This is a genomic window from Ruegeria sp. BHSC026 (assembly GCF_059613065.1).
Map to the genome: position 1 here is coordinate 65518 of NZ_JBXWRV010000006.1, position 21665 is coordinate 87182.

Annotated in this window: 23 protein-coding genes; 18 read left to right on the top strand and 5 right to left on the bottom strand. The window is 64.7% G+C overall.

The genetic code is table 11. From position 1 onward, the window contains the following. Positions 1 to 90 precede the first annotated feature (90 nt). Positions 91 to 486, bottom strand: a complete 396-nt coding sequence (locus tag AC2FME_RS09640) for a carboxymuconolactone decarboxylase family protein (protein ID WP_496686819.1) — start codon at positions 484 to 486, stop codon at positions 91 to 93. A 2-nt stretch (positions 487 to 488) separates the two neighbouring features. After that, entirely contained in the window at positions 489 to 1307 is an 819-nt protein-coding gene (locus tag AC2FME_RS09645) for a cyclase family protein (protein ID WP_496798877.1), read from the bottom strand. Between the two features lie 251 nt (positions 1308 to 1558). Here AC2FME_RS09645 and AC2FME_RS09650 point away from each other — a divergent pair, with 251 nt between their 5' ends. The 6 genes from AC2FME_RS09650 (at position 1559) to AC2FME_RS09675 (ending at position 9183) form a co-directional block, all read left to right on the top strand. Then, positions 1559 to 3655 carry a 3-hydroxyacyl-CoA dehydrogenase NAD-binding domain-containing protein gene (locus AC2FME_RS09650; protein ID WP_496800309.1) on the top strand — a complete coding sequence of 699 codons (2097 nt, stop codon included), beginning with the start codon at positions 1559 to 1561 and terminating at the stop codon, positions 3653 to 3655. Continuing rightward, positions 3655 to 4830 (top strand): acetyl-CoA C-acyltransferase, encoded by a 1176-nt coding sequence (locus AC2FME_RS09655; RefSeq protein ID WP_496800310.1) that lies wholly within the window; start codon positions 3655 to 3657, stop codon positions 4828 to 4830. Before AC2FME_RS09650 ends, AC2FME_RS09655 begins: the two co-directional genes overlap by 1 nt. Before the next feature lie 103 nt (positions 4831 to 4933). Next, positions 4934 to 6124 (top strand): acyl-CoA dehydrogenase family protein, encoded by a 1191-nt coding sequence (locus AC2FME_RS09660; RefSeq protein WP_496800311.1) that lies wholly within the window; start codon positions 4934 to 4936, stop codon positions 6122 to 6124. Between the two features lies 1 nt (position 6125). After that, entirely contained in the window at positions 6126 to 7253 is a 1128-nt protein-coding gene (locus AC2FME_RS09665) for an acyl-CoA dehydrogenase family protein (protein WP_496800312.1), read from the top strand. Further along, positions 7234 to 7653, top strand: coding sequence for a PaaI family thioesterase (locus AC2FME_RS09670; protein WP_170444354.1), 420 nt, complete (start codon positions 7234 to 7236; stop codon positions 7651 to 7653). The genes AC2FME_RS09665 and AC2FME_RS09670 overlap by 20 nt, the downstream gene beginning before the upstream one ends. Before the next feature lie 39 nt (positions 7654 to 7692). Further along, the gene (locus AC2FME_RS09675; protein WP_496800313.1) at positions 7693 to 9183 is read left to right on the top strand and encodes a class I adenylate-forming enzyme family protein; all 1491 of its coding nucleotides are present in this window, start codon (positions 7693 to 7695) and stop codon (positions 9181 to 9183) included. Positions 9184 to 9291: 108 nt separating this feature from the next. Here the strand turns inward: AC2FME_RS09675 and rpe are convergent, their stop codons facing one another. Continuing rightward, positions 9292 to 9981 carry a ribulose-phosphate 3-epimerase gene (gene rpe / locus AC2FME_RS09680; RefSeq protein WP_496678997.1) on the bottom strand — a complete coding sequence of 230 codons (690 nt, stop codon included), beginning with the start codon at positions 9979 to 9981 and terminating at the stop codon, positions 9292 to 9294. A gap of 183 nt (positions 9982 to 10164) precedes the next feature. Between rpe and phnC the strand changes: the two genes are divergently transcribed. The 5 genes from phnC to AC2FME_RS09705 all read left to right on the top strand — a co-directional run bounded on the left by phnC (position 10165) and on the right by AC2FME_RS09705 (position 14911). Then, positions 10165 to 10986, top strand: coding sequence for a phosphonate ABC transporter ATP-binding protein (gene phnC, locus AC2FME_RS09685; RefSeq protein WP_496800314.1), 822 nt, complete (start codon positions 10165 to 10167; stop codon positions 10984 to 10986). Positions 10987 to 11054: 68 nt separating this feature from the next. Then, entirely contained in the window at positions 11055 to 11957 is a 903-nt protein-coding gene (phnD, locus tag AC2FME_RS09690; protein WP_496800315.1) for a phosphonate ABC transporter substrate-binding protein, read from the top strand. Between the two features lie 66 nt (positions 11958 to 12023). Next, complete coding sequence (phnE, locus tag AC2FME_RS09695; RefSeq protein WP_496800316.1) at positions 12024 to 12905, top strand: phosphonate ABC transporter, permease protein PhnE; 882 nt, start codon at positions 12024 to 12026, stop codon at positions 12903 to 12905. Further along, entirely contained in the window at positions 12902 to 14269 is a 1368-nt protein-coding gene (gene phnE / locus AC2FME_RS09700; protein WP_496800317.1) for a phosphonate ABC transporter, permease protein PhnE, read from the top strand. Before phnE (AC2FME_RS09695) ends, phnE (AC2FME_RS09700) begins: the two co-directional genes overlap by 4 nt. Positions 14270 to 14293: 24 nt before the next feature. Further along, on the top strand, positions 14294 to 14911 hold the full coding sequence (locus tag AC2FME_RS09705; RefSeq protein WP_496795503.1) for an LbetaH domain-containing protein: 618 nt from the start codon (positions 14294 to 14296) through the stop codon (positions 14909 to 14911). 6 nt (positions 14912 to 14917) lie between these two features. Here the strand turns inward: AC2FME_RS09705 and phnF are convergent, their stop codons facing one another. Next, positions 14918 to 15634: a phosphonate metabolism transcriptional regulator PhnF gene (gene phnF / locus AC2FME_RS09710; protein WP_496800318.1), complete on the bottom strand. Its 717-nt coding sequence runs from the start codon at positions 15632 to 15634 to the stop codon at positions 14918 to 14920. A gap of 102 nt (positions 15635 to 15736) precedes the next feature. Here phnF and phnG point away from each other — a divergent pair, with 102 nt between their 5' ends. The 7 genes from phnG to AC2FME_RS09745 all read left to right on the top strand — a co-directional run bounded on the left by phnG (position 15737) and on the right by AC2FME_RS09745 (position 20984). Beyond that, positions 15737 to 16198 carry a phosphonate C-P lyase system protein PhnG gene (phnG, locus tag AC2FME_RS09715; RefSeq protein WP_496800319.1) on the top strand — a complete coding sequence of 154 codons (462 nt, stop codon included), beginning with the start codon at positions 15737 to 15739 and terminating at the stop codon, positions 16196 to 16198. Next, entirely contained in the window at positions 16195 to 16770 is a 576-nt protein-coding gene (phnH, locus tag AC2FME_RS09720) for a phosphonate C-P lyase system protein PhnH (RefSeq protein ID WP_496800320.1), read from the top strand. The genes phnG and phnH overlap by 4 nt, the downstream gene beginning before the upstream one ends. Positions 16771 to 16773: 3 nt before the next feature. Further along, on the top strand, positions 16774 to 17865 hold the full coding sequence (locus AC2FME_RS09725) for a carbon-phosphorus lyase complex subunit (protein ID WP_496678983.1): 1092 nt from the start codon (positions 16774 to 16776) through the stop codon (positions 17863 to 17865). A gap of 238 nt (positions 17866 to 18103) precedes the next feature. After that, the gene (locus AC2FME_RS09730; RefSeq protein ID WP_496795507.1) at positions 18104 to 18964 is read left to right on the top strand and encodes an alpha-D-ribose 1-methylphosphonate 5-phosphate C-P-lyase PhnJ; all 861 of its coding nucleotides are present in this window, start codon (positions 18104 to 18106) and stop codon (positions 18962 to 18964) included. After that, the gene (phnK, locus tag AC2FME_RS09735; RefSeq protein ID WP_490360369.1) at positions 18961 to 19731 is read left to right on the top strand and encodes a phosphonate C-P lyase system protein PhnK; all 771 of its coding nucleotides are present in this window, start codon (positions 18961 to 18963) and stop codon (positions 19729 to 19731) included. The genes AC2FME_RS09730 and phnK overlap by 4 nt, the downstream gene beginning before the upstream one ends. Before the next feature lie 24 nt (positions 19732 to 19755). After that, on the top strand, positions 19756 to 20439 hold the full coding sequence (phnL, locus tag AC2FME_RS09740) for a phosphonate C-P lyase system protein PhnL (protein WP_496800321.1): 684 nt from the start codon (positions 19756 to 19758) through the stop codon (positions 20437 to 20439). Then, positions 20436 to 20984 (top strand): ribose 1,5-bisphosphate phosphokinase PhnN, encoded by a 549-nt coding sequence (locus AC2FME_RS09745; RefSeq protein WP_496800322.1) that lies wholly within the window; start codon positions 20436 to 20438, stop codon positions 20982 to 20984. Before phnL ends, AC2FME_RS09745 begins: the two co-directional genes overlap by 4 nt. Here AC2FME_RS09745 and AC2FME_RS09750 read toward each other — a convergent pair. Beyond that, complete coding sequence (locus AC2FME_RS09750) at positions 20966 to 21649, bottom strand: DUF1045 domain-containing protein (protein ID WP_496800323.1); 684 nt, start codon at positions 21647 to 21649, stop codon at positions 20966 to 20968. The two genes, AC2FME_RS09745 and AC2FME_RS09750, sit on opposite strands and share 19 nt — an antisense overlap. Positions 21650 to 21665 lie beyond the last annotated feature (16 nt).

Sequence of the window (21665 nt, forward strand, 5' to 3'; positions counted from 1 at the left end):
GTAGTTAGACCCGATGCTGCGGTGCAGCTAGGGTTCTGCCCGAATACCCGCCGTGCGTCTGATGCAAATCTGCGGGCAGAATGCAGGATTTCAGGCTTTGAACCGGTCATCCACCGGCACCTGCAAGGCTGTGGCCAGAGCGTTGGTCTGGCTAGCCATCGCGATCACCGCCAGCAGCTCGGCCTGCATTTGGTCGGTCATGCCCTTGGCGCGGGCCGCGGCCGAATGGGAGTGCACGCAGTATTCGCAATTGTTGGCGATCGAAACCGCCACATACAGCATTTCCTTCATCAACGGGTCCAGCGCGCCGGGGGCCATGACGGTCTTGAGCCGCTCCCACGTCGCTTTCAGCAACACCGGGTCATGGGCCAGAGCGCGCCAGAAATTGTTGATGTAATCAGTGTTGCGGGTGGCGCGGATGTCATCGAAGACGGCCAGCGCCTCGGCGCTGACCTCTTCGTCCGTCAACAGGCGAACCGTTGCCATGCTCAGACCATCGCGAAGATGCGCGCCGGGCCGCCCGACCCGCCACGATGGGCCGGCGCGCCGACCACCAGCGTTGCTCCGCTGGCGGGCACCTTGTCGAGATTGGCCAGGTTCTCGATGCCGTAGCGGTTGGTGGGCAACCACGCGTAATGCGTCACGAAATCGGCCGATGGCCCGTGGTCCAGCGACAGTGTGTCAACGGCCAGCGCAACGGCGCCGGTTCCTTCGATCAACATCTGCGCCGCTTCGACGTGGAAGCCAGGGAAATGCATCTTGCCTTCGCCGTCGGCGTTGCGGAACTCGGGCGTGGCGGTTTTGGCGGCCCATCCCGAATGCATGGCGACGCAGGCGCCATCGGGGATGTCGCCATTTGCAGCGATCCACGCTTTCAGATCGTCGGGGGTCACCTGCGCATCCGGGTCCTCGGCCGCGCGGGCGGCAATGTCCACCACGCACAGAGGGCAGACGAGGTTCGCGACCGGGATTTCGTCCACCGACTGCCCATCCGCCGAGAAATGCAGTGGGGCATCGACATGCGTGCCGGTGTGTTCGTTGACGGTCAGGTTGAACAGGTTGAAGCCATGTTCCTTGAAATTGAAGGCTTGGGTCGCCTCGATCCCCGGTTGGCCGAAATAAGTGGGGAAATCGGCATCGTAGACATGGGTCATGTCCAGCACCTCGCCATGACCCGCGGCCAGTGCAGGGGGTGCTGCCACCGTTCCGAGCGCCGTGCCTGCCGCCATCGCCGCGCCAGCCTTGAAAAAGGAACGGCGGGACAGCATCCGGTCTTTCACCGCGTTCATTACGCAAACGTCACACATTTCAAAACTCCCTGTTCTGCAATCTGTTTTCGTTCCCGGCCGAATTCATTGGCCGGGTGGGCAAAGCCTAGCACGGTTTTCCGCGATCCGGTTCACAAGTTGTTTTGACCCCGCTCGCCGACAACAAATGCGGCCCGGAGGCGTAGTCGGGTATAAGGGGTTGAACCCGCGCGCGGACGGGTTCAATCTGTTGCGGAATATTGTTCCGCAATGCGGAACAAGCTCTGGTTGGCAAGAGGAGACCAAGTCTGATGTCCGAGGCGGTGGAATACGAACGGATTGGCGATATCGCGGTGCTGGCGGCGAACAACCCGCCGGTCAATGCGCTGGGCGTGGACGTGCGCCGGGGCCTGCTGGCCGGAATTGAACGGGCCGAGGCCGAGGGCGCAAAGGCGGTGTTGATCTACGGCAAGGGGCGGACCTATTTCGCAGGGGCCGATATCCGCGAGTTCGGCAAACCCCCGCGAGAGCCCTGGCTGCCGGGCCTGTGCGACCGGATCGAAGCCTCGCCCCTGCTGGTGGTTTCGGCGCTGCACGGCACGGCGCTCGGTGGCGGGCTCGAGGTTGCGTTGTCCAGCCACTACCGCATCGCGCTCCCCTCAGCCAAGGTCGGCCTGCCCGAGGTCAATCTGGGCATCCTGCCCGGTGCCGGCGGTACTCAGCGTCTGCCGCGCGTGGCCGGGGTCGAGGCCGCGCTGGATATGATCACAACCGGCCGCCATGTCCAGGCCGACGAGGCGCTGAAGCTGGGCGTGATCGACAAGGTGCAGGATGGCGACCCGCGCGAGATCGGGCTGGCCTATGCGCAGGAGCTGCTTGACTCGAGCGCGCCCCGTCGCGCAGTCGGAGAGATGCCTGCGCCGGACTCTGTCGATTTCGATGAGGTCTACGAGGCCGTTCTGAAGAAGGGCCGGGGCCAGCTGTCCCCAGCTGTCGCCGTGCGTGCCGTGCAAGCCGCCTGCGAGGCGGCCAGCTTTGCCGAGGGCATGGCGCGCGAGCGGGAACTGTTCATGCAGTTGATGGAGTCGGATCAGCGCAAGGGCCTGATCCACGCCTTCTTCGCCGAACGCGCCGTGGGCAAACTGCCCGAACTGAAGGGTGTCGAGCCGCGTCCGGTGCATCAGATCGGGGTCATCGGCGGCGGCACGATGGGCGCGGGGATCGCCACCGCCGCCCTGCTGGCGGGTCTGCCCGTGACCTTGCTGGAGATGACGCAGGAGGCCGCCCATGCCGCCAAGGACCGGATCGCCGGAAACCTGTCAGGTGCTCTGAAGCGCGGCAAGATCAGCCAACAACAGCATGACGCGATCCTGTCGGACCAGTTGCAGCTTGCCACCGGCTATGATGCGCTGAGCGCCGTCGATTTGGTGATCGAGGCCGTGTTCGAGGATATGGACGTCAAGAAACAGGTCTTTGCCCAGCTGGATGCGGTCTGCAAACCGGGGGCGGTTCTGGCGACCAACACCTCGTATCTGGACGTCAACGAAATTGCAGCCGCCACTACGCGCCCGCATGACGTGATCGGGCTGCATTTCTTCTCGCCTGCCCATGTGATGAAGCTGCTCGAGATCGTTGTGGCCGACAAGACCGCGCCCGAGGTGGTCGCCACCGGCTTTGCGCTGGGGCATCGGCTGAAAAAGGTCTCGGTGCGGGCGGGGGTGTGCGACGGGTTCATCGGCAACCGCATCCTCAGCACCTATCGCACCTGCGCCGACCACATGGTCCTGGACGGGGCAAGCCCGTTCCAGATCGACAAGGCGCTGACCGATTTCGGCTTTGCCATGGGGCCGTTCGCAGTGTCCGATCTGGCCGGGCTGGATATCGGCTGGGCGGTGCGCAAACGCAAACGCGCCGAGGGGCTGGACCCGCGTGCCCGCGACAGCAGCTATGCCGACAAACTGTGTGAGGCCGGGCATTTCGGACAGAAGACCGGTAAGGGCTTCTATGTCTATGAAAAGGGCAAGCGCGGGGGCTCGCCCAACCCCGAGGTTCTGGACCTGATCGCGGCCGACCGCGCGGCGCAGGGCATCAACCCGCGCAAATTCACGGATGACGAGATCGTGCGGCGATATATGGTGGCGATGGTCAATGAGGCCGCCAAGGTGGTGGGCGAGGGCATCGCGCGCCGCCCCTTGGACGTGGATGTGGTGCTGCTCTATGGCTATGGGTTCCCGCGTTATCGCGGCGGGCCGCTGAAATGGGCGGATCTGCAGGGTCTGCCGGGTATTCTGGAGGATATCCGCGCCTGGTCGGCCGAGGACGACTATTTCTGGCAGCCCGCGCCACTGCTGGAAAAACTGGTGGCCGAGGGCCGCAGCTTTGATGATCTGAACAAGGGCGCCGAGTGATGAAACAAGCCGTAATCGTATCCGCCGCGCGCACCGGGCTGGCCAAGTCGTTCCGGGGCTCGTTCAACATGACCCACGGCGCCACGATGGGCGGCCACGCGGTTCAGGCCGCGGTCGAACGGTCGGGGCTGGATGGCGCCGAGATCGAGGATTGCATCATCGGCTGTGGTTTCCCCGAAGGCGAGACCGGTGGCAACATCGCCCGCCAGATCGCCATCCGGGCCGGTCTGCCGGTCAGCGTTTCGGGAATGACGGTGAACCGGTTCTGCTCGTCGGGGCTGCAGACCGTGGCGCTGGCGGCGCAGGCCATCACCGAGGGCGGCGCGGGCCCCATCGTGGCCGGTGGGGTCGAGAGCATCTCGCTGGTCCAGCCGAAAACCCGCCCAGTGCCTGAGGCGTGGATTCAGGAGCACAAGCCCGCAATCTACATGACGATGATCGAGACCGCCGACATCGTGGCCGAGCGCTATGGTATCAGCCGCGAAGAACAGGACGCCTATGGCCTGCGGTCGCAGCAGCGCATCGCGGCGGCGCAGGCGGCCGGCAAATTCGATGAGGAAATCGTGTCGATGCAGACGATTATGGCGGTCAAGGACAAAGAGACCGGCGAGATCTCGCACCGGAAGGTCACCGTGGACCGGGATGAATGCAACCGGCCGAACACGACGCTGGAGGGTCTGGCCGGTCTGGAGCCTGTGCGTGGCCCCGGAAACTACATCACTGCGGGCAATGCCAGCCAGCTGTCGGACGGCGCAGCCGCCGTTGTCGTGATGGACAGCGCCGAGGCAGAGCGCCGGGGTCTGGAGCCCATGGGCGCGTTCAAGGGGTTCTGCGTGGCGGGGTGTGAGCCCGACGAGATGGGTATCGGCCCGGTCTTTGCTGTGCCGCGCCTGCTGGAACGGCATGGTCTGAGCGTTGATGACATCGACCTGTGGGAGCTGAACGAGGCCTTCGCCTCGCAGGCGCTGTACTGCCGCAACCGTCTGGGGATCGATGACGAGAAATGCAACGTGAACGGCGGCTCGATCGCCATCGGGCATCCATTCGGCATGACCGGCGCGCGGATGGTCGGCCATCTGCTGCGCGAAGGGCGGCGGCGCGGGGCAAAGCTGGGTGTCGTGACCATGTGCATCGGCGGCGGTATGGGCGCGGCCGGTCTGTTCGAGATCTATTGAAGAAAAGGGGCGCCGGGCCAGCCCATCGAGGGCCGGCCCGGCGCAGCCCGGCCCATAGGGCCGAGCAGGCAAGGTTCCGATCGCGTCGAGGAGGAGGGCGGCTGTGGACTTGAATTATACGGACGAGGAGAAGGCCTTTCGCGACGAGGTTCGCGCCTTTTTGGCCGAGAAACTGCCCAAGGAGATCTCGGACAAGATCCGGGCTGGCCGGAACATTGGCAAGGAAGGGTATGAGTGGTGGCATGCCACTCTGAACGAGCGCGGCTGGTTGAATTTCAACTGGCCGAAGGAGTTTGGCGGCGCCGAGTGGAACGCGGTTCAGCGCCATATCTTCGAGGAGGAATGCGCCGCCGCCTATGCGCCGCGCATCGTGCCGTTTGGCCTGTCGATGCTGGGCCCGGTGCTGCAGAAATTCGGGTCGAAGGCGCAGCAGGATTATTTTCTGCCGCGCATCCTGAATGGTGAACACTGGTGGTGCCAAGGCTATTCCGAGCCAGGCGCCGGGTCGGACCTGGCCTCGCTGAAGACCCGGGCGGTGCGCGATGGCGACCACTATGTCGTCACTGGCCAGAAGACCTGGACCACGTTAGCGCAATACGCCAACTGGATCTTCTGCCTGGTGCGCACCGACCCCGATGCCAAGGCGCAGGAGGGGATCTCGTTCCTGCTGATCGACATGAATACGCCGGGGATCGAAGTGCGCCCCATCGTCCTGCTGGACGGAACGCCCGAGGTGAACGAGGTGTTCTTTGACGATGTGCGCGTCCCGGTCGAAAATCTGGTGGGCGAGGAGAACAAGGGCTGGACCTATGCCAAGTATCTGCTGACGCATGAACGCACCAACATCGCCGGGGTTGGCTTCAGCCAGGCGGGGCTGGACATGGTCAAGCGGATTGCCCGGATCGAAACCGCGAATGGCCGCCCCCTGATCGAGAACCCGCATTTCGCCGCCCGGCTGGCACGGGTCGAGATCGACCTGATGGCCATGGCCACCACCAACATGCGCATCATCAGCCAGGCTTCGGCCGGACAGGCACCGGGGGTGGAAAGCTCGATGCTGAAGGTCAAGGGTACAATCATCCGGCAAGAGATCAACGACCTGGCCCGCCGCGCGGTGGGGCCTTATGCGATGCCTTTCGCCTCCGAGGCGGTGGCAGGCGACAACGACCCGATCGGGCCGGACTATGCCGCGCCGGTCGCCGCCCAGTATTTCAACAACCGGAAACTGTCGATCTTCGGCGGGTCGAACGAGATCCAGCGCGGTATCATCGCCAAGGTCAAGATGGGGGGCTGAGATGGATTTCAACCTGACCGAAGAACGGCAGATGCTGCAGGACACTCTGCGGCGCTATTTGGCCGACCGCTACACTACTCCGGTGCGTAACGACATTCTGGACAGCGCGGCGGGGTTCAGCGCCGACATCTGGCGCGAACTGGCCGATCTGGGCGTTCTGGGCGCGCTGTTCGACGAAGCGGATGGCGGGTTCGGCGGGGCGGGCTTTGACATCGCCACCGTGTTCGAGGAACTGGGCCGGGCCGGGGTGGTCGAGCCGGTTCTGGACAGCTGCATTCTGGGCGGTCGGCTGATCGCGCAGGCGGGCACCCCCGATCAGCGAGTGTTGCTGGATCAGGTGATCTCGGGCGCGCTGCATCTGGCGCTGGCGCATGGTGAGCCTGCCAGCCGGTATGACCTGAGCCGGGTCGAGACCACCGTGCGGACCGACGGCACGGATCTGATCCTGAACGGGCGCAAGGCCGTGGTCGTGAATGCCGAGGCCGCCGGGCAGCTGATCGTATCCGCGCGCGAAACGGGCGGGCCGTTCGATCTGGATGGCATTTCGCTGTTTTTGGTGCCTGCTGGCACACCGGGTCTGGGCTTGCGCGGGTATCCGATGCTGGCCGGAGGCCGCGCGGCCGAGGTCACTCTGGACGATGTGCGCCTGCCGGAAGCCGCGCGTCTGGGTGCCGCGAGGCAGGGGTTCGAACCGCTGATGAAAGTTGTGGCCGCAGCCAATGTCGCGCTGGTCGCCGAGGTTCTGGGCGCGGTGGAACGCGCGGTGGAACTGACGCGGCAATACCTGATGACGCGCAAGCAGTTCGGCCGCCCGATCGGGACCTTTCAGGCCCTGCAGCACCGGTTCGCGGATATGCTGATCGAGCTGGAGCAGGCGCGCTCGGCGGTGATCAACGCGGCCGGTCAGCTTGAAGCCCCCGATCGCGACCGGCAGATCGCCGCGGCCCGCAACCTCGTGTCGCGGGTGGGCCGGCTGGTGGCCGAGGAAACGATCCAGATGCATGGCGGCATCGCCATGACGCAGGAATACGAACTGGCGCATATTGCCAAGCGGATCGTCATGTCGGATCACAGGTTCGGCGACGCGGATTATCACTTGGAGAGGTTCATTGCACTCGGCGCGGCCTGAAGACGACCCAAGGGTCCGGCGATCGGGCTGTCAGAACGCGATCGGGTTCGAGGTGGATCTGTCCGACCCCGACGGCCGTGCCCGGTGTCATTTGACCATCCGGGCGGATCACTTGAACAGCCAGGGCATCCTGCATGGCGGCATCATCGCCATGCTGCTGGACGTGGCTTGCGGTAACACCGCCTCGGCCTGGTTCGACCGGGACGAACATCCGCTGGTTCTGACCCTGTCGCTGAACACAAGCTATGTGGCGGCGGTGCGTCAGGGGCGCGTGACGGCCACGGGGCGCGCAACGGGTGGCGGGCGCACGCTGGCCTATGTGACCGGAGAGTTGCACAGCGACGACGGAACCCTGATCGCAACGGCGGCGGGAGTGTTCAAGCGCACCATGAAACGCTGAGCGCAAAACCGGTTCCGGCGCAGGGGAGGGCGAAGGAGCATGAACAAATGGCATGACTATCCGGATGCCCAGATCCGGACCCGCCCGCGGGCCCGCGCCTTTGCCGACGGGTTCGGCGCCGATTGGAGCTTTGCTGACCTCGACTGCGCGATTTCCGAGCTGTCAGACATCCTGCTGGCCTCGGGGGTGCGCCCGTGCGATCGGGTCATGCTGGTGCTCGAGAATTGCTGTGCGGCGGTGGCCGCGTTGTTTGCCTGTTCCCGAATCGGCGCCTGCGTGGTGCCGGTGAACGCCCGTCAGACCGCGGCTGAGTTGGCATGCATTGTGGATCACGTCACTCCGTCAGTGATCCTGTTCACATCGGCGGCGTCTTCGGAGGCGCGACGCCATGCGCACAGGGCCGGGGCCCAGCCTGTTTCCGGGGCCTTCGGGCAGTTGCACCTGGCCGCGCCGTACCCGAGCGCGCCCGACCCCGATCTGGCGGATGTCGCGGCGATGCTGTTCACCACCGGCACGACCGGAACGCCCAAGGGCGTGATGCTGACCCATGAAAACCTGCGGTTCGGCGGGCTGACATCGGCAAATTTTCGAGGACTGACGCAGGATGACGTGGTCTATGGGGTACTGCCGATTTCGCACATCTTCGGGCTGGCCTCGATCGTCACCGGATCGGCGCTGGCCGGGGCCTTCGTCCAACTGGATGCCCGGTTCGCGGCGGACCGCGCCTTTGCCGCGTTGAACGCGGGCGTCACGGTGTTTTCGGGTGTGCCGCAGATGCATGCCCTGCTGATGCAATATGCCCAGGAACAGGGGTTGGAGCGGTTGCCGTCGGACGCCCTGCGCTATACCTCGTCCGGGGCCGCCCCGCTGGACCCGGCGTGGAAACGCAAGGCCGAGGCCTTCTATGGCGTCGCGCTGCAGAATGGCTATGGCATGACCGAAAGCACGGCGGGGATCTGCGCCTCGCACAACCGGATCGGGGATCCAGATATCTCGGTCGGCCCGCCTTTGCCGGGGGTCGAACTGCGCATTGACGAAACCATACCAGGCGGCGGAGATGGCGTGGGCGAGATCCTGACGCGCGGCCCCCATGTGATGAAGGGGTACTATCGCAACGGCGAGGAAACGGGCCGGGTGCTTGCCCAGGGGTGGCTGCGCACGGGCGACCTCGGCCGTCTCGACGCGCAGGGAAATCTACACGTCGTTGGCCGCGCCAAGGAACTGATCATTCACGGCGGCTTCAACGTCTATCCGCCTGAGGTCGAGGCCGCGCTGAACGACCACCCGCTGGTGATCCAGTCTGCGGTGATCGGGCATCGGGTGGGCGGCGACGAACAGGTGCTGGCCTTTGTTCAAGTGCCTGAAATCGGCGCTGTGTCCGAGGCAGAGTTGGCGGAGTTCGTGGCCGCACGTCTTGCGGGCTACAAACGGCCCAGCCGGATCGTGCTGGCCACGTCACTGCCCGCCGCGCCCACGGGCAAGATCCTCAAGCACAAGCTGCTGACGCATTTCGCGGATCAACTGGCCTAGGGGCAGGGCCGGGAAAACGCTTTCGCGCCCGCGCGACATCTGCTGCGCCGGGCCCAACAGGAGGAGGCGTTTTGTCAAAAAAACGTCGACGATTGGCGGGGGCCGCCGTCAGACCGCGTGGTCTTCGGCTGCGGCGCGAATGGCGCGGATGTTCTGGCCATAAACGTCCGGGTTCGCAACCGACCCGCCCTTGAAGACCGCTGAACCGGCAACAAGAACGTCGGCACCGGCCGCTGCGACCAGCGGGGCGGTCGATGGGTCGACGCCCCCGTCGATTTCGATATGCACCGGGCGGTCGCCGATCATCTCGCGCAGGCGGCGCACCTTCGCGGTCATGTCGATGAATTTCTGCCCGCCAAAGCCGGGGTTCACCGTCATCACGCAGACCAGATCGGCCAGATCCAGCAGATGCTCGACTGCTTCGGCCGGAGTGCCCGGGTTAAGCGCCACGCCTGCCTTCATCCCGGCCGCTCGGATCGCTTGCAGTGTGCGGTGCGTATGTGGGCCGGCTTCGACATGGGCTGTCAGAAAATCCGCGCCGGCATCGGCATAGGCCTGGATGTAGGGGTCGACCGGCGTGATCATCAGATGCACGTCCATCACCGTCTTGACATGCGGCCGGAACGCTTTGACCGCCGGCGGGCCGAAGGTGAGATTTGGCACGAAATGCCCGTCCATCACGTCAACATGGACCCAGTCAGCGCCTTGGGCCTCGATGGCTTGGATCTCCTGTCCGAAATTGGCGAAATCGGCGGATAGGATCGACGGTGCGATCTTGATCTTGCGGTCAAAGCTCATGGCGGCCTCATGTGACAGATCTGACGTTTCAGGTGTTGGGCCCGCGTATAGACGGGACGAGCGGCATTGCCCAGCCCCACCGTACCGCGTCAATGTCGCGCCTTTGCAAAAGTTTTACCAGACCGACACACAGACGTTGAACAGGGTCAGTAGCTGACCACCATCAACAACTGGGGGTGGCCCGTGCTGCGCATCGAAAACCTGACCAAGCGCTTCGGCGACATTACCGCCGTCGACACCGCAACGCTGGACGTCGACAAGCCATGCATGATCGGGATCATCGGGCGGTCGGGTGCCGGCAAGTCCACCCTGCTCCGCATGATCAACCGCCTGACCGATGCCAGCGCCGGGCAGATCCTGTTTCACGGGCGCGACGTGACCACCCTGAAGGGGCGCGACAAACGCGCCTGGCAGGCGGATTGCGCGATGATCTTCCAGCAATTCAACCTTGTGCCCCGCATGGACGTGGTTTCGAACGTGTTGCATGGAACGCTGAACCGGCACTCGACGCTGGCGACCCTGTTCAACCTGTTCCCGACCGCGGACATCCACCGCGCCATCGACATTCTGGACCGTCTGGGCATCGCCGAACATGCCCCCAAAAGAGCCGAGGCGCTGTCGGGCGGGCAGCAGCAACGCGTCGCCATCGCGCGGGCGCTGATGCAGGACCCCAAGATCATCCTGGCCGATGAGCCCATCGCCTCGCTGGACCCGATGAATGCGCAGGTCGTGATGCAGGCCCTGCGCCGCATCCACGAAGAGGATGGCCGCACCGTGATCGCCAATCTGCACACGCTGGACACCGCGCGCCGCTATTGCGACCGCGTGGTAGGCATGCGCGACGGACGCATCGTGTTCGACGGCCTGCCCGAGCAGCTGACCACCGGCGTCGCCCGCGAGATCTACGGAGCTGATGCCAGCTTCTCCGAGGCCGCGACCTCGACCGAGATCGAAACGCTGGATGCCACCCGGAAGGCTCTGATGGAAGCCGAGGCCACGATCTGAGCCCCAACTACCTCATTCATCGCCCGGCCCGATGAACGGGGTGGGCCAATCAACCCGGAGAGAGACAGATGAAGAAACTTGTTGCCGCCCTGGTCGCGACCACTGCCCTGAGCGCGCCTGCCATGGCCGAGGAGATCGGGGAATTCCGTATCGGCATCCTGGGCGGAGAAAACGCACAGGACCGGCTGAACAACAACGAATGTCTGCGTGAGTACACCGAGGACGCTCTGGGCGTCGAAACCAAGCTTTTCGCCCCGGCGGACTACAACGGCGTGATCCAGGGACTGCTGGGCGGCACGATCGATATGGCCTGGCTGGGGGCCTCGGCCTATGCCAAGACCTATCTGAGCGACCCCGAGGCGGTCGAGCCGGTTTTGGTCAAGGTCAACACCGACGGCGGGTTCGGGTATCATTCCATCGGTTTCGCCCGCAAGGACAGCGGCATCGCGTCGCTGGCCGACATGAAGGGCAAGGTTTTCGGCTTCGGCGATCCCAACTCGACCTCGGGCTACCTGATCCCGTCGATCGAGATCCCTCAGGCCATCGGCGCCACGATGGAGGCGGGTGACTATTTCGGCCAAGTCAAGTTCACCGGTGGGCACGAACAGACCATCGTGGCCGTCAGCAATGGCGACGTGGATGCCGGCGTGACCTGGGCCGACGGTCTGGGTGAATGGGAAGACGGATACAACTCGGGTGCCCTGCGCAAGGCGGTCGATGCCGGTCTGGTGGACATGAACGATCTGGTCGAGATTTGGCGGTCCAAGCCCATCCCCGAAGGCCCGGTCGTGCTGCGCAAGGCGCTGCCGGCCGAGATCAAGGCGAAGATGACGGCGCTGATGGCCGGATTGGCCGAAAAGGACCGTGACTGTTTCTATGGCGTGGCGGCGGGAGAAGCCAAAGGGTTCGAACCGATCACCCATGCGGCCTATGAAAGCATCATCGAGGCCCGCAAGCTGAAGTCGAACTGACGCCAAGCCTTGCCGCCCCGGGGTCCGGCCTGAGGCCGGGCCTCGCCGTCCATCCGGGAGAATTCCATGACAGATCTGACCGGCAGCGCCCGAAGCGTAGACGATGTCCGCGACGACTATGTCGCGATGACCCGCCGAAAGCGGGTCTATGGCGGAATTCTTCTGATCCTGTTCGTGGCCTTGATGGCTGCGGGGTTCCGCACCGCCGACAGGCGCAATGCCGGCAGTTTCACCGACGGCCTGCACCGCGTTCTGGACTATCCGGCCGAGGTGCTGTCCGAGGCGTGGGACAAGATTGCGGACATGCCCGCGAACCTTGTCGCGTATTTTCCGGCCCTGGTCGAAACGTTGAACATCGCGGCAGCGGCCACACTGGTCGGCACGCTGGCAGGAGCATTTCTGGCGCTGGTCTCGACACGGGGGCTGGCGCCCTGGCCTCGGCTGATCCCCCTGTTTCGCCGCCTCGCCGATGTCTGCAGGGCCGTCCCCGAGATCGTGATCGCGCTGGTTCTGATCTTCGTGCTGGGTGGCGGTCCGGTTCCGGCCATGATCGCAATCGCCATCCATACCGCCGGTGCGCTGGGCAAGTTGTTTTCGGAGGTCAACGAAAACGCGTCGCTGAAACCGGTCGAGGGGTTGCAGTCGGTCGGTGCCACCTGGACGCAGCGGATGGTTCTGGGCGTGATCCCACAAGTCGGCCCGAACTATGTCAGCTATGCCCTGCTGCGGTTCGAGATCAACATCCGCGCCTCGGCCATCCTGGGGTTCGTCGGCGCGGGGGGCCTTGGTTATGAGCTGCGCAACGCGATGTCGTGGGGGCAGGGACGGTATGACGACGCGGCGGCGATCTTTCTTCTGCTGTTCGTCACGATCGTGATCGTCGACCAGGTTTCGGGGTCGGTGCGAACCCACCTGACCGAGGGCGCGCAGAAAGGAACCGCCGCATGACGACTTTTGCCACCGATCTGCCCCGCGAGGCGCTGAAGGCCCGGGCCGACCGCCTGTTCGCGCGCAAACGCCTGACCAGTCTCGCGCTGCCCGGTCTGGTTCTGGTCTACCTGATCTATGTGTTCTTTGCCTTCGACATGCCCGGTCTTGCCGGACGGGCGAACTGGGAAAACGGCCGGATTCTGATTTCTGACAGCTTCAGCTACAAGACCCATGTGACCCGCGACAACCGCACTGGCGACGTCTCGGTCGCAATCGAGGGCGAGCGCAAGGGCGCCTATCCCGAGGGTCAGGCGCCCGACTGGGTGACCCTCGGCGAAACCACGGTGATCGACCTTGAGGGCGGCCATGTCGTTCGCTTCGGTCCTGACTCTGTCGAATATGAAATCCCCGGCTATGGAACGGTGCGCGCCACGCCCAGCCGATCGGCGGGAGTGCAGGCCCAGCTGCCTTCGGGCGCGGTGCCCGAATGGATCAGCCTGTCGCGAAACCGGCTGGCGATCACCACCGAAGCCGGGCGCCTGACCGTGACGCGCAAGCGGGCCGAGGTGTTCCGATACTTCGCTGGCTGGGAGCTGTTCTGGTTCACGCTGGACAGCCCCTATCATGGCAAGTCCTTTGCCCAGTTGGTCGGGCTGGCCGCCAGCGGTCAGGCAGGGGCCATATTCAACGATTTCTGGACCAACAAGATGTGGCGCCATCAGGACGTGGCCTGGGCGATTTTCGAAACCATCCTGATGGCCTTTCTGGGAACATTCGGCGCCGCGCTGATCGCCCTGCCGCTGGCCTTCGCGGCGACGCGGAACTTCAACCCTTTGCGCTCAGCCCGGTTCATCGTGCGGCGCGTCTTCGATTTTCTGCGCGGGGTGGATGGCCTGATCTGGACGGTGGTGCTGGCGCGCGCCTTCGGGCCCGGGCCGCTGACCGGGGCGCTGGCCATCCTGGTCACCGATACCGGCACCTTCGGCAAGATCTTTTCCGAGGCGCTGGAAAACGTCGACCAAAAGCAGATCGAAGGCGTAGAGTCCACCGGGGCCAATGCGCCGCAGAAATATCGTTTCGGGGTAATCCCGCAGATCACGCCGGTACTGCTCAGCCAGGTCCTGTACTTCCTGGAATCCAACACCCGCAGCGCGACCGTGATCGGGGCGATCACCGGCGGTGGGATCGGTCTGTTGCTGACACAGGCGATCATCACCCAGAAAGACTGGGAGGAGGTGGCCTATTACATCGTGCTGGTCATCCTGATGGTCATGCTGATGGACTGGTTCTCGGGCTGGCTGCGCAGGCGGCTGATCCAGGGCGGGCCACCCAAGGCGCGAAAACCGTGCGACCCGCAGGCCAAGCCCCTGATGTTGCCCTGAATCGCATACGAGGACTTGCAGACCATGGCGCGCTTGCGACCGGACCAGCCCGTCATCCACCCGGATTGCCAGATAACCGGCAGCAGCTTTGGCGCCTTTGTCGAAATCGGTGCCGGAACGCGGGTGACGAATTCGGTTATCGGGGACTACTCCTATTGCGACCGGACCTGCGACATCGCCAATGCCCGGATTGGAAAATTCGCCAATATCGCCAGTTTCACCCGGATCGGGGCCACCGACCATCCGATCGAGAAAGCGTCTCTGCATCACTTCCACTATCGCTCGGCCGACTATTGGGACGATGCCGAGGATGATGCGGACTGGTTCGCCCTGCGCGCGGGGCGGCTGGCGCATATCGGGCACGACACCTGGATCGGCCACGCGGCCATCATCAAGCCCGAGGTGACGATCGGGCACGGGGCAGTCGTCGCCTCCGGGGCGATCGTGACCAAGGACGTGCCGCCTTATACCATCGTCGGCGGTGTCACTGCCCAACCCATCCGACGCCGGTTCCCGGAGCGGGTGGCCGAGCGGATGATGGCTCTGGCCTGGTGGGACTGGGACAATGCCCGCCTGCGCGCGGCGCTGCCCGATTTCCGCGCGTTGCCCGCCGAGGCGTTCCTGGAAAAATACGAAGATTGACCGGCATCACCCGTGGTCGTCATCCAGCGTCAGGGTGACCCGCTCACCGGCAAAGACGGTCTTGCCGTATTCAACCGGATGCCCCTGCGGATCGGCATTGATGCCGACCGAATGCAGAACCGGCGCGCCCTCGATCAGTTGCAGGTGCCGGGCCTGAACCGCGTCTGCCGCGCGGGCGGTCAGGCGGGTCGAGATACGGGTATAATCCGCCACGCCGCAGTGCCGTAGCGCCCGCGTGACCGAGCCGTTCTCGGCCAGCGCCTCGGGCAGGTCCGGCAGGCGGGCGGCAGGAAAGACGCTTTGGAACACCGCGATCGGTTGTCCATCGGCCAGCGACAACCCGTCATAGACATGCACCGGGTCGCCGGGGGTCAGCTTCAGCGCCTCGGCCTCGGTCTTGTCGGCGGCGCGGGTGATCAGCGACAGTACCCGCTTGCCCGGAATCTTGCCGCTGGCCGAGATGTTCTGGTGGTACCGGACCCGTTTGCCGATCGGGTAATCGGTCGCTGCTGCCGAAACGAACACGCCGGCCCCGCGGCGTGGATGCACCAGGCCTTGCTTGGCCAGTTCGGCCAGGGCCCGGCGCACCGTGTGGCGGTTCACGCCGTGGGTTGCGGCCAGCTGCGCCTCGGTCGGCAGGCGGTCGCCGGTGGCAAAGCGGCCCTCGGCAATGTCGGCGGTCAGCGCCAGCGCGATGGTCTTCCAGATCGGTGTTTGGCTCATGTCATCAAAACTTCACAGCATATTCGTTGCGAGTCACCCATTGCCTCGTTATGATTTGTCTAGTTGTATAGTAGTTGTAGACAACTTGGCCAAGAGGCTTTGATGGCGGAACAGACAAAAATTGCGACAGGTGATCGACGGGCCTGGCTGGGCCTTCTGGCACGTGCGCCGGCCGAGAAGCTGGCGGCCTTGTGGTCCGGCTATGGCGCGCGTCCCGAATTCCAATGGCTGCGCGCGCCTGAGATCGGCGGTGTCATGGTGCAGGGGCGGACAGGCGGCACGGGCGCGCCGTTCAACCTGGGCGAGATGACGGTCACGCGCTGCGCTCTGGTCTTGGCTGACGGAACCGAGGGCCACGGATATGTGCAGGGGCGCGACAAGACCCATGCCGAAACCGCCGCTCTGATCGACGCGCTGATGCAGACCGGGGACGCGGACGCCGTGCGGGCGAAAATCCTGGAGCCGCTGACCCGCCAGGTCCAGGCGGCCAAATCGGCCCGGGCCGCGAAGGCCGCGGCCACCAAGGTCGAGTTTTTCACGATGGTTCGGGGAGAGGATCAATGACCCCACAGACCCGTTTTTCAGGCGGTTTCACCGATGCGCCGGTTCAGGCGGCCCACGCCTTTCGTGCGGCCATGACCGTGATGGCCCGGCCGGGCGAGTTGCGGCAGCTGGTCGGCGCGACCCCGCCCGACGGCCTGTCGGTCGCCGCGGGAACGCTTCTGCTGACGCTATGCGATCCGGATACAGGCGTTTATCTGGCGGGCGGGGCCGATAGTTCGGCCATTCGCCAATGGCTGACCTTCCATACCGGTGCGCCCCTCGTGCCCGCCGAGCAGGCGGATTTCGCCGTAGGCTGCTGGCCGGACCTGGTGCCGTTGGACCAATACCGGATCGGCACACCGGAATATCCGGACCGATCCGCCACCCTGATCGTGGAGTGCGACGCGCTGGACCTTTCCGGTGCAGTCCTGCGAGGTCCGGGCATCCGCGACACCGCACGCCTTTCCGTGCCCGACGTTGCGGCGCTGCAGTCCAATTCGGACCTGTATCCGTTGGGGTGCGATTTCTTCTTCACCTGCGGGGATACGGTCGCGGCCCTGCCGCGCAGCACCCGCATCCAGCCCGAGGGTTAGGCCATGTACGTAGCCGTCAAAGGGGGCGAAAAAGCGATCGAAAACGCCCATGCTTGGCTGGCCGAAGAACGCCGGGGCGATCCCAGCGTGGCTGAATTGTCCTTGGCGCAGATCCGCGAACAACTAAGCCTTGCGGTGAACCGCGTGATGGCCGAGGGCTCTCTGTACGACCCCGATCTGGCCGCACTTGCGATCAAGCAGGCGCGCGGTGATCTGATCGAGGCGATCTTCCTGATCCGCGCCTACCGTACCACCCTGCCGCGGTTCGGCTATTCGACCCCGGTCGATACCGGCGGCATGGCCTGCGATCGCCGGATCTCGGCCACGTTCAAGGACGCACCGGGCGGGCAGGTTCTGGGCCCGACCTTCGACTACACGCACCGTCTGCTGGATTTCAAACTGGCCGCCGATGGCGCGGTGCCTGCAGCCCCCACCGCCGCGCCGCGCCATGAGCCGACCCCGCGCATCACCGAATTCCTCAAGGACGAAGGCCTAATTCAAGATGAACCCGCCAGCGATGAACCGCCGGGCGACCTTACGCGCGAACCGATGGAGTTCCCGGCCGACCGCCCCCTGCGCCTGCAATCGCTGACGCGTGGGGACGAGGGGTTCGTGCTGGGCATGGCCTATTCGACCCAGCGCGGCTATGCCCGCAACCACGCTTTCGTGGGCGAGTTGCGCATCGGCACCGTCGCGGTCGAGATGGAAATCCCCGAACTGGGTTTCGCGATCGAAATCGGCGAGATCGCCCTGACCGAATGCGAAACGGTGAACCAGTTCAAGGGATCAAAAACCGAGCCGCCGCAGTTTACGCGCGGCTATGGGCTGGTCTTCGGCCAGTCCGAGCGCAAAGCCATCGCCATGGCGCTGGTGGACCGCGCCTTGCGCTGGGAGGAATTGGGCGAAGACGATCTGGGTGCCCCGGCGCAGGATCAGGAATTCGTCCTAAGCCATGCCGACAACATTCAGGCGACCGGCTTTCTGGAGCATATCAAGCTGCCGCACTACGTCGATTTCCAGTCCGAACTGGAACTGGTGCGCAAATTGCGCCGCGAGGCCCAAGAACGCGTGGCATCACCGGAGGCGGCAGAATGACTTCCGTGATCTGCCTGCATCCTGTCCGCTTGATGGGTTGTCTTGTCGGCAGCAAACGGCCGTGTGGCGGTTTCCGAGCCGATCGCGGCCCATTCGCCATGTTGGTCGCGTCGCATGGCCCGGCGCCGTCGCCGGGAGTGTATCCTGCGCCAGAGAAAGTACACCATGACGACCGCGAAGGCCGAGGCAACCAGATAACCGTCCACAACAACACCAAAAACCGAAAGTGATACATCAAATGAATGAGTATAACTTTGCATATTTGGACGAACAAACCAAGCGGATGATCCGTCGGGCCATTCTCAAGGCTTTGGCGGTGCCTGGCTATCAGGTGCCTTTTGCAAGCCGCGAGATGCCCATGCCCTATGGCTGGGGCACGGGCGGGGTTCAGGTCTCGGCCGCGACGCTGACCCCCGACGATACGTTCAAGGTCATCGATCAGGGTGCCGATGACACGACCAATGCCGTGTCGATCCGAAAGTTCTTTGAAAAGACGGCGGGCGTGGTCACGACCGAAGAGACCGGGAAGGCGACCATCATCCAGACCCGCCACCGTATCCCCGAGGCCCGGCTGCGCGCCGATCAGATCCTGGTCTATCAGGTCCCGATCCCCGAACCACTGCGGTTTCTGGAACCGCGCGAAACCGAGACACGCAAGATGCACAGCCTGCAGGAATACGGGTTGATGCATGTGAAACTCTACGAAGACATCAGCCAGCACGGCGCGATTTCCACGGCCTATGCCTATCCGGTCCGGGTGGCTGAGCGCTATGTGATGGACCCGTCTCCGATCCCGAAATTCGACAATCCGAAACTGGAAATGGACGCGATCCAGCTGTTCGGGGCCGGGCGCGAGCAGCGGATCTATGCGGTGCCGCCGCATACGCGGGTGGTCAGCCTCGATTTCGAGGACTACCCGTTCGAGGCCACCAAGGCCGATCATGCCTGCGATCTGTGTGGGGCCGAAGACAGCTATCTGGACGAGGTGATCACGGACGATGCAGGCAACCGGATGTTCGTGTGCTCGGACACCGATTACTGCCGGTCCCGCCGCGACGCCGGACACCAAGGGCGTTTGACGCAGGAGGGCGCAGCATGACCCCGCTGTTGCAGGTCAAAGGCATCGAGAAACGCTATGGCGCGCGGATCGGGTGCCGGGATGTCAGTTTCGACCTCTACCCCGGCGAGGTGATGGGGATCGTCGGCGAAAGCGGGTCGGGCAAGTCGACCCTGCTGAACTGTCTGGCCGGGCATCTGAAACCGGATGCCGGGCAGGTAATCTTCGACACCCGCACCGATGGGCCGGTGGACACGGTCACGATGTCGGAACCGGCCCGCCGGATGCTGGGGCGCACCGACTGGGCCTTTGTGCATCAGCATGCCCGCGACGGGCTGCGCATGTCGGTCAGCGCCGGTGGCAATATCGGCGAGCGGCTGATGGCCGTAGGGAGCCGGCATTATGGTCAGATCCGCGGGCAGGCGCTGGATTGGCTGGGCCGGGTCGAGATTGCAGAATCTCGTGTGGACGACCGACCCAGCGCGTTTTCGGGCGGCATGCAGCAACGGTTGCAGATCGCGCGCAACCTGGTGACCGGTCCGCGGCTGGTCTTCATGGATGAACCGACCGGCGGGCTGGATGTCTCGGTGCAGGCGCGGCTGCTGGACCTGCTGCGCGGTCTGGTGCGCGAGATGGGGCTGAGCGCCATCATCGTCACCCATGATCTCGCCGTGGTCCGGCTGCTGGCGGACCGGTTGATGGTGATGAAGGATGGCGAGGTGGTCGAGGCGGGGCTGACCGATCAGGTGCTGGACGACCCGCAGCATGCCTATACGCAACTGCTTGTGTCCAGCGTTCTGCAGGTCTGACACCGTGCGAAAGGGTGAACCGCGATGATCGAACTGACAGATGTGAGCAAGAGTTTCGTCCTCCACAATCAGGGCGACGCCGTGATCCCGGTGATGGCTGGCGCGTCGCTGCGGGTCGGGGCCGGAGAATGCGTGGCCCTGACCGGGGCCAGCGGGGCCGGGAAGTCCACGCTGATGCGGGTGATCTACGGTAATTACCTGGCGGCCTCGGGTCAGGTGCGGGTGGGTGGCCTGGACGTCGCACGGGCCCAACCGCGCGAGATCTTGCAACTGCGCCGCGAAACTCTGGGCTATGTCAGTCAGTTTCTGCGCGTGGTGCCGCGGGTGCCGACGCTGGACGTCGTGGCCGAGCCGTTGCTGGCTCTGGGCGTGGACCGGCAGGCCGCACGCGGCAGGGCCAGCGCACTGCTGCGCCGGCTCAACATCCCGGAACACCTTTGGGGGCTGAGCCCGACGACCTTTTCGGGTGGCGAGCAACAGCGCGTGAACATCGCCCGTGGCTTCGTGCATGACTATCCGGCGCTGCTGCTGGACGAGCCGACCGCCAGCCTGGATGCTGAGAATCGCGAAACCGTGTTGTCGCTGATCGACGAGGCCAAGGCGCGCGGGGCCGCCATTGTGGGCATATTCCACGACGCCGAGGCGCGCGATCGGGTCTGTGACAGGGCGGTGGATGTTTCGGACTTCGCGCCGGAGCGGTTGATATGAGTCTGGCACCGGTCATTGCCGTGGTGGGGCCGTCTGGCGTGGGCAAGGACAGCGTGATCCAGGCGCTTCTGGACCGAGAACCGGGATATTGCCGCGTTCGGCGGGTGATCACCCGACCCATGGGCGAACAAGGCGAGGATTTCGAACGCGTGACCGAGGCGCAGTTCCATCTGCTGGCGTCCAATGGTGCCTTTGCGCTGCACTGGCCCGCGCATGGGTTGCTCTACGGAATCCCGGCCTCGATCCTGGACCAGCGGCGCGCGGCCCGTGGCATTCTGGTCAACCTGTCCCGTTCGGTCCTGCTGCCGGCGCAGGAAGTGTTCGGAGATCTGGTTGTCGTCTCGTTGACTGCCTCCCCCGAGGTTCTGGCGCGACGGCTCAGAGATCGCGGGCGGGAAAGCACGTCCGCGCAGGCCAATCGGTTGGGGCGGGCCAAGACCCCGCTGCCGAACGGTTTGCGGCGGGTAATCACCGTGGACAATTCTGGCCCGCTCGCGCGGACCGTCGATCAGATCCTGCGGCAGCTTCAGGGCGAAAGGGCATAGCGATGGATCACGTGAAACCGCCCGTCCTCGGCCTCGCCGACCAGCGCCAGATCCGCAATGTGGAACGGGGCAGGCAACAAGGGGGCAAGGTGATACTCCAGAACCGCCTGGGTTCGGCCGAGGGTGTCTTTGTCCAGCTTGCCCGACAGGGTGATGTGAAATCGAAAGGCGTCCAGCACGTAAGGATAACCCCAGGCCGCCAGGTTGGCCTCTTGCGCGGGCGTCAGGCGGGCCGCGCGCCGGCGGGCCAGATCCGCATCGGTCAAGGGTGCCCGAAACCCGTCCAGCTCGCGGACGCAGGCCGCGGCCAGCGCGTTCAGCGCGTCGGTATCACCCAAGGGGCGCAGGGCCAGGAACCGGCCCAGCCGGGCGATTTCCAACCCGTCCAGTGTCAGCGCGCTCTGTACCGCCGCGAGGCGCGCACAGGCCGCCTCGAGTGCAGGCAGTGTCTGCCCGGCGCGCAGGCGAAAGGGCGGCTTCAACGTCGCGTGCAGGCCGTATTTGCGCGGAACCTCGGTGATGCTGGCAATATCGAGGCCATCGACCGCAGGATGCCCAACCTCGGTCCCGGTCTCGGCGTCCCAGCCCAGCCAGGCCGTTGCGAATGCGGCCCAATCCGCGCTGTGGGGGGGAACGAAATAGATCGCGTAGCGCCTGTATGTCACCTTGGCCTCCTGTTGC